Source organism: Loktanella sp. IMCC34160 (assembly GCF_004145845.1).
Classification (GTDB): domain Bacteria; phylum Pseudomonadota; class Alphaproteobacteria; order Rhodobacterales; family Rhodobacteraceae; genus SELP01.
This window is the reverse complement of the sequence record NZ_SELP01000001.1, coordinates 385,364-397,950: the sequence shown is the minus strand read 5'-3', so window position 1 is coordinate 397,950 and position 12,587 is coordinate 385,364. Positions and strand designations below refer to the sequence as shown.

Annotated in this window: 9 protein-coding genes; 2 read left to right on the top strand and 7 right to left on the bottom strand. The window is 63.6% G+C overall.

Going from position 1 to position 12,587, the window contains the following annotated elements; all coding sequences use genetic code 11:
• Window positions 1-108: 108 nt before the first annotated feature.
• The 3 genes from EU803_RS01950 to EU803_RS01940 form a co-directional block, all read right to left on the bottom strand.
• Window positions 109-1,188, bottom strand: coding sequence for a Hint domain-containing protein (locus EU803_RS01950; RefSeq protein WP_129679217.1), 1,080 nt, complete (start codon window positions 1,186-1,188; stop codon window positions 109-111).
• 118 nt (window positions 1,189-1,306) lie between these two features.
• Complete coding sequence (locus tag EU803_RS01945; RefSeq protein ID WP_129679215.1) at window positions 1,307-2,245, bottom strand: lipid A-modifier LpxR family protein; 939 nt, start codon at window positions 2,243-2,245, stop codon at window positions 1,307-1,309.
• Window positions 2,246-2,343: 98 nt separating this feature from the next.
• Entirely contained in the window at window positions 2,344-4,614 is a 2,271-nt protein-coding gene (locus tag EU803_RS01940) for an adenosylcobalamin-dependent ribonucleoside-diphosphate reductase (protein WP_129679213.1), read from the bottom strand.
• A gap of 150 nt (window positions 4,615-4,764) precedes the next feature.
• Here EU803_RS01940 and EU803_RS01935 point away from each other — a divergent pair, with 150 nt between their 5' ends.
• Window positions 4,765-5,196, top strand: coding sequence for a DUF1489 domain-containing protein (locus EU803_RS01935; RefSeq protein WP_129679211.1), 432 nt, complete (start codon window positions 4,765-4,767; stop codon window positions 5,194-5,196).
• Here EU803_RS01935 and hisG read toward each other — a convergent pair.
• The 3 genes from hisG to hisS are packed head-to-tail and all read right to left on the bottom strand — an operon-like array spanning window position 5,191 to window position 8,458.
• Window positions 5,191-5,883, bottom strand: coding sequence for an ATP phosphoribosyltransferase (hisG, locus tag EU803_RS01930; protein WP_129679209.1), 693 nt, complete (start codon window positions 5,881-5,883; stop codon window positions 5,191-5,193). The two genes, EU803_RS01935 and hisG, sit on opposite strands and share 6 nt — an antisense overlap.
• Complete coding sequence (locus EU803_RS01925; RefSeq protein WP_242494254.1) at window positions 5,880-6,968, bottom strand: ATP phosphoribosyltransferase regulatory subunit; 1,089 nt, start codon at window positions 6,966-6,968, stop codon at window positions 5,880-5,882. The genes hisG and EU803_RS01925 overlap by 4 nt, the downstream gene beginning before the upstream one ends.
• Entirely contained in the window at window positions 6,965-8,458 is a 1,494-nt protein-coding gene (gene hisS / locus EU803_RS01920; RefSeq protein WP_129679196.1) for a histidine--tRNA ligase, read from the bottom strand. The genes EU803_RS01925 and hisS overlap by 4 nt, the downstream gene beginning before the upstream one ends.
• Window positions 8,459-8,571: 113 nt before the next feature.
• On the opposite strand from hisS, the gene EU803_RS01915 reads away from it, so the two are divergent.
• On the top strand, window positions 8,572-8,775 hold the full coding sequence (locus tag EU803_RS01915) for a SlyX family protein (RefSeq protein ID WP_129679194.1): 204 nt from the start codon (window positions 8,572-8,574) through the stop codon (window positions 8,773-8,775).
• Between the two features lie 186 nt (window positions 8,776-8,961).
• On the opposite strand, the gene dnaE is transcribed toward EU803_RS01915, so the two are convergent.
• Window positions 8,962-12,462, bottom strand: a complete 3,501-nt coding sequence (dnaE, locus tag EU803_RS01910; RefSeq protein WP_129679192.1) for a DNA polymerase III subunit alpha — start codon at window positions 12,460-12,462, stop codon at window positions 8,962-8,964.
• Window positions 12,463-12,587: the final 125 nt, after the last annotated feature.

Sequence of the window (12,587 nt, the reverse complement as noted above, 5' to 3'; positions counted from 1 at the left end):
TCCCCTTGCGGGGGCCACCAACACCAATGAACGCGCGGCTTATATAGCGGGGGCGGGGAGAGTCAACGCCCTTCCCCGCCCCACTGGAGAAAACTTGTCGATCGCGACCTAGATCGCCCGATACCGCCCGTCGTGCCGCAGAAGCGCGGCCTCGGATTTCGACAGAACACGGCGCGCATAATTGCCGTATGCCTGCGGGTCGCCGCGCAGGACGGGCAGCAGATCGTAAAGCCGGGTCTGCTCTTCCAGACCCAGATTGTCCAGCGCGGCACTGGCCGGATGGAAACTTTCGGTTTCGACCGAGTTGGCGAAGACAACTTCATGACTTTCCAGCAGAAGGTGAATGTAGGTCACCTCTTGCACGGAATGATCCACAAGGATCGTCTCGTCGTTCACAAGATCGCGGGCCGTGGCCAGCACCTCGTCGCAATTGAACAGTGCCCGTGCTTTGGCGCCGCGCACCATGACCCGGTGATCCGGCGACACCAGAAGCCCGGCATCGGGAACGCCCTTGTCCAGCGCCCCTTCCCGCAGGCGGATCGGCGACAGATGCGGCATCGCGTAAAGACGCGCGCCGGTGATCCGCCGCTGGCCGATCCACAGCAATTCCTGACAGCCATTATCCTTGGTCTGTATCATGTCGCCTTCGGCCAGATGCTCTACAAGGCGGGGACCGCGTTCGGTCAGGATCTCGGTGCCGGGGGTGAAACAGATGACCCCACCGGGCAGGTCCGCCGATTGGTCGCGCTGATCAAGGTCGATGTTATGCGACACGATCCACAGTTCCGCGTGGCGCGGCGGCATTTCGCCGGTGAACATCAACAGGGGCGGCCGCCCTGCCCCGGTGTCGATCAGCGTCACGGTCCAGGTGGACCGACCGTCGGTGACGTTGAAACTGCGTTCAAACGCGGGGGCGGTGATTTCGCCTGACCTGGCCGGGTCCGCGACCGGCGCGTCGACAGCCCGCAAAAGCCGGCGCACGCTCATCGCGGCGCGCCTGCGAAGATCCGTCTCTCCGGTCGCTGTTCCCAATGTCAGGACCGTCGCCGGCCCATCGACCCGCACGGGATCCCCGGTCCAGACCCAGATGGCCCCGACCCGAAGGTTTTCGAACGGGGCGGACCATTGACCGTCCAGTTCGGTTTGCGACCAGGAAATGACGAACGTGCCATGAAAGCCCGTCTTCATGCCTGTATTCTGCCTCATGTTGTGCCCGCGTCATTTGTCGCGCGGTGCTACAGGGCAACCCTAACAAGGCTGATTCGAGCGAATCAAGACACTTTAAGGACAGGCGTTAACTTTTTGGTCAGAAGTTGAAATTCAGCTTCACCGATCCGACGAACTGGCCTTCGGGCTGGCCTTCGAATTCTTCCGACAGATAGGTCATCCCGTATCCCCAGCTGACCTCGGAGCCAAGTTGCCAATGGGCCATCGCCCGCGCCCGGAACCGTTCGGGCAGCGCGGATGCGCCCATATCATCGGGGAAGAACCGGCTTTGACCGACGACGGCATAGTCCATGCCGACCACATAGGTGACCCCGCCCGCCCCGGTCGCGATACCGGGGTAAAGCTGCCCGGTCGGCACGTCGCGCAGCCAAAGCCCACCCTGCCCCACGCGCCCGATCACAAGGTCTCCACCGATGCGCAAAATGTCCTCGACCCCCGCCTGCGCCTCGACGAAGGGACGCAGGACCGCGGTTTCGGACAGGGGCACCGGCAGCCCAAGCTCGGCCGTGCCGCTGATGTAGACCGCATTGGGAACCTGATTGTCGGCAACCGTGGGCGACAAGGTCGGCAGGCCGAACATCTCGTGGAACGCAGCCTGAAGATCCGACACACCGGTCTGCGGCCCGACGGCGGTCAGATCCGCACCAACGCTCGCCTCGACCCGACCAAGCGAAAAATGGGTATGCGCCCCGGCGGACAGCGCGCCGACATAGGGCCGGTCATCCGATCCCGGTCCGTTCAAGGCGGAGGGCGCGATGATCTCGGTCCGAAAGCGATATTCGACGATCTCTCCGGGCGTGGTGGGCCGCGGCCCGGACCAATCCGGCCCACGCACAAGCGAGAACACATAAGACCCGGTCCGCCAGCGGTCATAGGTGTCGCCAAACTGGTCATTGTTGAACAACCGCCCGACGCCAAGCGTCTCACGCTCGGGCCCGAACGTCAGGTCAAGCGCGGCGGCGGGATGGGCGCCACCAAGGGCAATTCCGACAGCCGCGATCAGCCAATGAAACCGCATGGCGTGTTCAACCTTTCAATTTCCGACAAACCCTGTTCCGAACGCCCCGTATGACCGCCCGGAATGTCAATTTTATGGCGATAGCTGATCCCGGCGGATCAACCGCATTTCGAAAAGCCGCAAGAGGCGCAGGTCATGCACCCTTCGACCATCCGCATTTCGTAGGACCCACAGGACGAACAGGCCTTGCCGCGCGGCGCGCCGTTCACTTGCATCACTTCGGCTTGCGGGTCGGCCTTCAACCCCAAGCCTTCGCCCGCAAGGAACCCGGTCGAGATCATGTGCTTTTCAATCACCCCCCCGATGGCGGCAAGAATCGACGGGACATATTTCCCTTTCATCCAGGCGCCGCCGCGCGGGTCAAAGACCGCCTTCAGCTCTTCCACGACAAAGGACACGTCGCCGCCGCGCCGGAACACCGCCGAAATCATCCGGGTCAGTGCCACGGTCCATGCGAAATGCTCCATGTTCTTGGAGTTGATGAAAATCTCGAACGGGCGGCGATGCCCGCCGACGACCAGATCATTGATGGTGATATAGATCGCGTGCTCGCTGTCGGGCCATTTGACCTTGTAGGTCGCGCCTTCCAGTTCCGCCGGGCGGTCCAGCGGTTCGGACAGATAGACGACTTCGCCCCCATCGACGGCTGCCGGGCTGTCTGCTGGGGCTTTCTCTTCAGAGACACTCAGGACCGATCCGGTCACATCGTTGGGGCGATAGGTGGTGCAGCCTTTGCAGCCGGTCTCGAACGCTTCCATATAGACGTCTTTGAACGCCTCGAAACTGATGTCCACAGGGCAGTTGATCGTCTTGGAAATGCTGCTGTCGATCCATTTCTGGGCCGCCGCCTGCATCCGCACATGGTCCAGCGGGGCCAGCGTCTGGGCGTTCACGAAATAGTCGGGCAGCGGCGCATCGCCGAACTTGTCGCGCCACATCTGCACGGCGTAGTCCACGACCTCTTCCTCGGTCCGTGATCCGTCCTTTTGCAGAACCTTGCGGGTGTAGGCATAGGCGAAGACCGGCTCGATCCCCGAGCTGACGTTCCCAGCATAAAGCGAAATCGTCCCGGTCGGTGCGATCGAGGTCAGAAGCGCGTTGCGGATGCCATGTTCGGCAATTGCCGTTTTCACATCTTCATCCATCTCGCGCAGCGAACCAGAGGCCAGATACTTGTCCTTATCGAACATGGGGAAGGCGCCCTTCTCTTTCGCAAGATCGACGCTGGCCAGATAGGAGGCGCGCGCGATGGCCTTCATCCATTCCTCAGTCTTGGCCGCAGCCTCCTCGGACCCGTAGCGCAGACCACACATCAACAACGCATCGGCAAGGCCGGTGACCCCCAGACCGATCCGGCGTTTGGCCTGCGCCTCTTGCGCCTGCGCCTCCAGCGGAAAGCGCGACGCATCCACCACGTTATCCATCATCCGCACGGCGGTCGCGACCAGCTCTTTCAGCTCGGTCAGGCAGACATGGGCGGCGTCTTCGAACGGGCTGTGGACCAGCCGGGCAAGGTTGATCGACCCCAGCAGACAGGCGCCATAGGGCGGCAGCGGCTGTTCCCCACATGGGTTCGTCGCCGCGATATCCTCGCAATAGGCAAGGTTGTTCATCTGGTTGATCCGGTCGATGAAGATCACGCCCGGTTCGGCATAGTCATAGGTCGACCGCATGATCCGGTCCCACAGATCGCGGGCCTCGACCGTCTTGTAGACGCGATCGCCGAATTTCAGCTCCCAGCTGCCATCCGCCTTGACCGCTTCCATGAAGGCATCGGTCACCAGCACGGACATGTTGAACATGCGCAGCCGGGCCGGGTCGGATTTCGCGGTGATGAAATCCTCGATATCCGGATGGTCACAACGCATGGTCGCCATCATCGCGCCCCGGCGCGACCCGGCGGACATGATCGTGCGGCACATGGCATCCCAGACATCCATGAACGACAAGGGGCCAGAGGCATCCGCTGCCACCCCGTGCACCGCCGCGCCCTTGGGTCGGATGGTCGAGAAATCATAGCCGATCCCGCCGCCCTGCTGCATGGTCAGCGCGGCTTCTTTCAGCATGTCGAAAATACCGCCCATGCTGTCGGGGATGGTCCCCATGACAAAGCAGTTGAACAGGGTCACCTGTCGCGCGGTTCCGGCGCCTGCCGTGATCCGGCCGGCGGGCAGGTATTTGAAATCCTCCAGCGCGGCATAAAACCTGTCTTCCCAGTCACTTGGGTTCCTTTCGACCGCTGCCAGCGCCCGCGCGATCCGGCGCCAGCTGTCTTCGACAGTGGCGTCAATCGGCGTCCCGTCCGCCTGCTTGAAGCGGTATTTCATGTCCCAGATCTGTTCGGCGATGGGGGCAGCAAAACGGGTCATCGGCAGGGGGCATCCTTTGGCAGAAGTCGCAGTGAGAGGGCACACAATAGGGCGGGTCCCCCGATTTGACTAGCGCCCAGCGGCACTAAATACCCGGGCACTGGCAGAATCGTTGGCAGGGGCTTACCCTACCACATCTAGGGGGAACACGTGAAGAACACCGTCCATCTCGTCAAGCTATCGGTCGGCACCGAAGATGTCGCCAATCTGGCCCAATGGCAGACCATGCGGCAGGCCCAGACCGCCGACGGGTTGCCCCGCCACGTCACCCGGATGTGGCCCAAGCGCGAGGCGGAGGTGCTGAACGGCGGGTCGATCTATTGGGTGATCAAGGGACAGATTCTGTGCCGCCAACGCATCCTGCGACTGGACGAGGTCGAGGGCAGTGACGGCATCCGCCGATGCGCCATCGTGCTCGACCCCGAGTTGATCCGGACCGCGCCCACGCAAAAGCGCCCGTTCCAGGGCTGGCGTTACTTGAAACCCGAGGACGCCCCGATCGACCTTGGCACGGCCCGCGCCGATGACGATGCCCTGCCCGCAGACCTTTCTGCCCAATTGGCCGAGATCGGGGTGCTATAGCCCAAGGATGAACTCCAGCCGGTCAAGGGTGGCCCGGTTTTCCGGTCCCCAATCAGCGCTGCGGCTTTTGAATAGGGTCGCCTGCGACGAATGGATCAACCCGTCCGACAGGATCTTCAGCCCGTTGGCCCGCAGGGTCTCCCCGGTCGAAGTGATGTCGGCAATCGCCTCGGCGGTTTCGTTCTTGACGGTGCCTTCGGTCGCGCCCTGGCTATCGACCAGACGATAGTCGGCCACCCCGTTGTCACGCAGGAAATCGCGGGTCAGCCGGTGGTATTTCGTGGCGATCCGCAGGCGGAATCCGTGGTTGCGCCGGAACTGCGCCGCCGCCGCGTCCAGATCGTCGAGCGTGTCCACATCGACCCAGGCCTGCGGCACGGCGATAATCAGATCCGCCCCGCCGAAGCCCATCGGCTGCAATTCCCGCACGCGGCTCTCCCAGCCGGCCAGCTTTTCCCGGACAAGATCGGACCCGGTCACGCCCAGATGGATACGGCCCGCCGCCAATTCGCGGGGAATCTCGCCCGCGCTGAGCAGCACCAGTTCCAGCCCGTCGATCCCTTCGACCGCGGCCGAATATTCCCGGTCGGACCCGGTTTTGACCAGCTTGACGCCACGCGCGCCGAACCAGTCAAAGGTCTTTTCCATCAGCCGCCCCTTGGACGGCACACCCAGTTTCACGGTCATTGGCCCGCCCCCCGCAGATCCACCACCAATTCCGGGCGGATCACCGCGCCGACGGCGGGAATGGCCCGGCCCTGCCCCAGCACCCGCGTCAGCGCGTCATAGCGCCCGCCGGTGGCCACGGGCGGCAGATCGGGGCGTCCAGCGGCATAGAACCCGAAGACGAACCCGTCGTAATACTCCATCGACGTGCGGCCGTAATTCCCTTCGAACTCAAGCGCCTCTACGTCGACGCCCCGGTTCGACAGCGCGGTGATCCGTGCGTCCAGTCGCGTGACAGCGGCACTGATCGCTGGCAGGTCCACGGCGATGTCGCGCAGGTTCGACAGGACGTTCGGGCAGGTTTCGCGCAGGGTCAGGATCGCATCCAGAAGCGCGATTTCCTCGGCCGAAATCGGCGGCAGGGCGGCGTCCTCGCGCAGTGCGTCGATCCGGGCCGACACCTCGTCCCAGCCGCGCAGCCCCATGTCCGGGCCTGCCTTGGCGCGGGGGTCGGGTTCGGCCAGAAGGGCGATGCGGCTGGCCGGCACCGGCGTCTTGCCGCCAAAGCGGTCCAGGAGGGCGCGGAACCGGCGCGGCCGCCAGATATGCCGCATCAGCGCGGCCTTGCGGGCCTCTGACGTCTTCAGCCCCGAGACCGCGGCCATCAGCACACCGATATCGCCGGTCGAGGCGCGCACAGGCAGCCCGTCCAGCGCCTGCGCCACCAGCGCGAAGACCTCTGCGTCAGCCTCTGCCGGGGCCTTGCCATCGAAGACCTCGTATCCGACCTGAAGGTATTCGCTGGCCCGGCCAGTGTCCTCTTCCTGCCGCCGGAACACCTCGCCCGCATAGGTATAGCGGGCGGGTTCGGCGCGGCTTTCCATATGCATCTGCACAACGGGCACGGTGAAATCCGGGCGCAGCATCATTTCACCGCGCAGCGGGTCGGCGGTCACATAGGCGCGGGCGCGGATATCCTCGCCATAGAGGTCCAGAAGGGTTTCTGCCGGTTGCAGGATGTCAGCCTCGACCGGCAGCCCCCCGGCAGCGCGGAACAGGTCCGACAGGCGCGCGGCCTCGGCACGGGCGGATGCGGCGGCGGTCACTGGCCCTGGCTTTCCAGAATCTCGCGGACCTTGGCGACAAGATCGGCGCGCGGGACCTCGTATTGGCTGGGCCGGTCCTTCCATTCTTCCAGCGTCGCGTTCTTGGCGATCTCGGCCCCAAGGATCAGGTCCTTGATCTGCACCACGCCCGCGTCTTTTTCCGCCCCGCCTTCGATCACGGCGATGGGGGAGTTCCGCTTGTCCGCGTATTTCAACTGGTTGCCAAAGTTCTTCGGGTTGCCAAGGTAGACCTCGGCCCGGATGCCGGCACCCCGCAGTTCCGCCACCATGGCCTGATAATCGGCCATGCGGTCACGGTCCATGACGGTCACAACGACCGGCCCCTGCGCCGTGCTGCCCATGCGCCCCTTGGCCCGCAGCGCGGCCAGCAAGCGGTCCACCCCGATGGAGACGCCCGTTGCGGGCACTTCCTGACCGGTGAAGCGCTTGACCAGATCGTCATAACGCCCGCCCCCGGCGACCGAGCCGAATTGGCGCGGGCGGCCCTTTTCATCGAGGATTTCAAAGGTCAGCTCCGCCTCGAACACCGGGCCGGTGTAATAGCCTAGGCCACGGACGACGGAAGGGTCGATGACGATGCGGTCGGGGCCATAGCCACCGGCAGCCAGAAGGTCCGCGATTTCGCGCAGTTCGGCAACGCCTTGCGCCCCAACCTCGGAGGCACCGACGGCGTCCGACAGGTTGGCCAGCGTTTCGGCATTGTCCGCGCCTTTCGACGTCAGGAAGGCCACGACCGGCGCGGCCTGTTCTTCCGACAGCCCCACCCCGTCGATATAGGCGCCCGAGGCATCCAACCGCCCCTTGCCCAGAAGCTGGCGCACGCCTTCCTCGCCGACCTTGTCGAACTTGTCGATGGTGCGCAGGACGGCATCCTTGCGGTCCTGATCGTCGCCAAGGCCCATCGCCTCCAGCACCCCGTTCAAGACCTTCCGGTTGTTCACCCGCACCACGTAGTCGCCACGCGGGATGCCGACCTCTTCCAGCGTGTCGGACAGCATCGCGCAAATCTCGGCATCCGCCGCGACCGACCCGGACCCGACCGTATCGGCATCGCATTGATAGAACTGGCGGAACCGGCCTGGGCCGGGCTTTTCATTGCGCCAGACCGGACCCATCGCGAAGCGGCGGTAGGGGGTCGGCAGGTCGTTGCGGTGCTGGGCATAGACCCGGGCCAAAGGCGCGGTCAGGTCATAGCGCAGCGCCAGCCAATCGCCGGGTTTGTCACCCTCGGCGTCCTCTTGCCACGCGAACACGCCCTCGTTCGGGCGATCCACGTCGGGCAGGAACTTGCCCAGCGCCTCGACCGTCTCGACAGCACTGCTTTCCAGCGCCTCGAACCCATAGCGATGATAGACCCCGGCGATCTTTTGCAGCATCTCGCTGCGCTCGGTGACTTCGGCACCGAAATAGTCTCGGAAGCCCTTGGGCGTTTCCGCCTTGGGGCGCGGGGTTTTCTTGACCTTGGCCATGGTGTCCTCGGGCGGTATCGTTCGGGGCCGCGTTTATCGCGGCTTGGGTCAAAGGGCAACGGCTGCGGCGCTTCCCCTCTCGCACCCCGGCGCGGGCCGTGATAAAAAGCGCCATGACCGACACAACCCGCATCGAAGAAGATATCGCGCACCTGCTGCGCACCGTCGACGACCTGTCTGACGTGGTCGCGCGGCAGGAAAAGGAAATCGACATCCTCAAGCGGCGGCTGCACGTGCTGATGGAACGCGAGGCAGAGCGGGAACTTGACGCAGGCGGCTCTGTGCCACTGGCCGATCAACGCCCGCCGCATTGGTAGGCGGGGCGGTCGTCGGCGCATTGCCTGCCCGTGGGGTGGCGCTGCAACGCCCAAGCGGGGCGGTTTATCGTTCAATTTTCGCGTGACCTGACCAGGGCAGAGCGTTGGTTGCCAATCGCCAGCCCGCCGGGACGGGCAGGCGATGCGCGGGCGGCCTGCGGCCTTGTTCCCGCGCACAACGCAGCCCTAGATTTCCTCGACCTCCAGAACGCCCTCAAGGCTGCGCAGCGCGCCCTTGATCTGCGGCGTCACCGGGTAGGATTGGCCAAGGTCCAGCTCCACCTCTCCCGGCAGGCTGGGGTCCATCAGGCAGAAATAGATCGGCCCCTTGCCGCCACGCACCCCGTCGGTCAACGCTCGATCCAGCACCGATTGCACCACCGGCACGGCCTGCGCTTCTTCGAGGTAGATTTTCAGCCCCGTCGCCCCGGCATCGGCCACCGCCACGTCAATCGGCGATGCGCTCCGGCCCAGCAGCTTCAACTGATCCGATTCCATCGTCGCCTCAGCCTGAATGACCACCTGCGACCCGGTCTCAAGGAAATCGCGGCAGGCCTCCAGCGTGTCGGAAAACAGGGTCACTTCGAAACTGCCCGTCGGGTCCGACATCTGGACGAAGGCAAAGCGGTTGCCGCGCGCCGATTTCCGCTCCTGCCGCCCGGCAACAGTTCCGGCCATCTTGACGATGCAGGCCCCGCGTTCGGCCTTGGCCGTCACCTCGTCCAGCGTCAGGACGCCCTTGCGCTTCAGCGGGGCAAGGTAATCGTCCAGCGGGTGGCCCGACAGGTAGAACCCCACCGCCTTGAATTCTTCGGCAAGCCGTTCGGCGGGCAACCAATCGGCGCAGCCCGACAGACGCGGTTCGGGCAGGTCATCCCCAGCCTCGCCGAACAGGGACACCTGATTTGAATTCTTCTGATCGTGGACCGCAGCCGAATAGGCGACCAGCGCATCCAGACTTTCAAAAACACGCCTGCGGTTGGGATCAAGCTGATCAAAGCCCCCGGCGCGGGCCAGCATTTCCATTGGCCGCTTGCCAACCCGTTTCAGGTCGACCCGGCGGGCAAGGTCAAAAAGCGTGGCAAAGGGTTTGTCGCCCCGCCCCTCGACGATCAGGCCCATCGCATCGGCGCCGACGTTCTTGAGCGCCCCCAAGGCATAGACCAGTTTGCCGTCCTTCACGTCGAAGGTCGCCAGCGAGCGGTTCACGCAGGGCGGGATATAGTCGATCCCAAGGCCCTTCTTCACCTCCTGGAAATAGACGGCCAGCTTGTCAGTCAGGTGAATATCGCAGTTCATGACGCCCGCCATGAACTCCACCGGGTGGTTCGCCTTCAGCCAAGCCGTCTGGTAGCTGACAACCGCATAGGCGGCGGCGTGGGATTTGTTGAACCCGTAGTTGGCGAATTTCTCCAGAAGGTCGAAAACCTCGCTCGCCTTCTTCTTGTCCACGCCATTCGCGGCGGCCCCGGATTCGAACTTGGGGCGTTCGGCGTCCATCGCCTCTTTGATCTTTTTCCCCATGGCGCGACGCAGCAGGTCGGCGCCGCCAAGGCTATACCCCGCCATGACCTGCGCGATCTGCATCACCTGTTCCTGATAGACGATGATGCCTTGGGTTTCTTCAAGGATATGGTCGATCAGCGGATGGACCGATTCCAACTCGCGCTGGCCGTTCTTCACCTCGCAATAGGTGGGAATGTTCTCCATCGGGCCGGGACGATACAGCGCCACAAGCGCCACGATGTCTTCGATACAGGTGGGTTTCATGCGCTTGAGCGCATCCATCATGCCCGAACTTTCCACCTGGAACACCGCCACCGTCTTGGCGCGGGCGTAAAGATCATAGGTCTTTTCGTCGTCCAACGGGATCGCGTTGATCTGGTTCTCGGCCCCTTCAGCGGGCTGATAAATCTGGCTGCCGTCCGCGGCCTCGTGCAATTGCCGACCGGATTTGTGGATCAGGTCGATGGCGTTCTGCACCACGGTCAGGGTCTTGAGGCCCAGAAAGTCGAACTTGACCAGACCGGCCTGTTCCACCCATTTCATGTTGAACTGGGTCGCCGGCATGTCGGACCGCGGGTCGCGATACAGCGGCACAAGCTGGTCCAGCGGACGGTCCCCGATCACCACCCCGGCGGCGTGGGTCGAGGCGTTCCTGAGCAACCCTTCGATCTTCTGCCCGTAGGTCAGAAGCCGGTTCACGACCTCTTCGGAATTGGCCGCCTCGCGCAGGCGCGGTTCGTCCGCCAGCGCCTTTTCGATGCTGACGGGTTTGACCCCCTCCACCGGGATCATCTTGGACAGTTTATCGACCTGCCCATAGGGCATTTGCAGCACCCGGCCCACGTCGCGGACCGCCGCCTTGGACAGAAGCGCGCCGAAGGTGATGATCTGGGCCACCTTGTCGCGCCCGTATTTTTCCTGAACGTAGCGGATCACCTCTTCGCGGCGATCCATGCAAAAGTCGATGTCGAAGTCGGGCATCGACACGCGTTCGGGGTTCAGGAACCGTTCGAACAGCAGGCTGTAACGCAGCGGATCAAGGTCGGTGATGGTCAGCGCATAGGCCACAAGGCTGCCCGCACCAGACCCCCGGCCCGGCCCGACCGGAATATCGTGGTCCTTGGCCCATTTGATGAAGTCGGCAACGATCAGGAAGTAGCCGGGAAAGCCCATGCCCTCGATGATGCCCAGTTCGAACTCCAGCCGCGCTTCATAATCGGACACCGACGCGGCATGGGGGATGACGGCAAGACGGTCCTTCAGCCCCTGTTCCGCCTGACGACGCAGTTCCTGCACCTCGTCATCCGCGAACTTCGGCAGGATCGGCGCGCGTTTATAGGCTTTGAAGGCGCAGCGGCGCGCAATCTCGACCGTGTTTTCCAACGCCTCGGGCAGGTCGGCAAACAGGGTCGCCATTTCCTCGGGCGATTTGAAATAGTGCTGCGGGGTCAGCCTGCGGCGCGGTTCCTGCTGGTCCACATAGGCGCCCTCGGCGATGCAGATCAGCGCATCATGCGCCTCGTAGATGTCGCTGGCCGGAAAGTAGACATCGTTGGTGGCGACCAGCGGCAGGTCCATCGCATAGGCCATTTCGACATGGCCCTGCTCGGTCAGCCGCTCGGTCTCGGGCAGGCCGCCGTCGGTCGGGTGGCGCTGCAATTCGACATAAAGCCTGTCGCCGAAAATATCCTTCAACCGGGCCATCAGCGTTTCCGCCTTGGCGTGCTGCCCGGCCCGCAGCAACCGCCCAACCGGTCCGTCCGGCCCGCCGGTCAGACAGATCACGTCACCCGCGTTGGCGGCAAGATCGTCCATGGTGACATGGGGAAGCTGCCCATCCGTGCGCAGGTAAAGGCAGGAATTCAGCTTCATCAGATGTTCATAGCCCGCCTCGGACTGGGCCAGAAGGACCAGCGGTGCGGGGGCGTCGGGACGCTTGCCCGGCTCTGGCGTCACATACTCCAGATCGACTTGACAGCCGATGATCGGCTGCACCCCGGCGCCGCTGGCATATTCCGAAAATTCCAGCGCACAGAACATGTTATTGGTATCTGTAACCGCCACGGCAGGCATGTTCGCCTTGGCCGCCATCGCGGCAAGTTTCTTGACCGGAACCGCCCCTTCAAGAAGCGAATATTCCGTGTGAACGCGCAGGTGGATGAACTTTGGGTTGGCAGACATGGCGGCAAGCTAGCCCAGCGCCCCTGCCGGTGGAAGGGGACAGTTGCGCATCCGCCCCCACCAGGTCAGAACTGAAGAATATTTTTGACAATTCGCGAGATTGTCAAAAATTTCCAAAAGGTCTT

Coding starts and splice junctions, on each gene's coding strand:
- EU803_RS01915 (WP_129679194.1), top strand. CDS start 8,572: ATGACCGACACAACCCGCATCGAAGAAGATATCGCGCACCTGCTGCGC.
- dnaE (WP_129679192.1), bottom strand. CDS start 12,462: ATGTCTGCCAACCCAAAGTTCATCCACCTGCGCGTTCACACGGAATAT.
- hisG (WP_129679209.1), bottom strand. CDS start 5,883: ATGACCGTGAAACTGGGTGTGCCGTCCAAGGGGCGGCTGATGGAAAAG.
- EU803_RS01940 (WP_129679213.1), bottom strand. CDS start 4,614: ATGACCCGTTTTGCTGCCCCCATCGCCGAACAGATCTGGGACATGAAA.
- hisS (WP_129679196.1), bottom strand. CDS start 8,458: ATGGCCAAGGTCAAGAAAACCCCGCGCCCCAAGGCGGAAACGCCCAAG.
- EU803_RS01945 (WP_129679215.1), bottom strand. CDS start 2,245: ATGCGGTTTCATTGGCTGATCGCGGCTGTCGGAATTGCCCTTGGTGGC.
- EU803_RS01950 (WP_129679217.1), bottom strand. CDS start 1,188: ATGAAGACGGGCTTTCATGGCACGTTCGTCATTTCCTGGTCGCAAACC.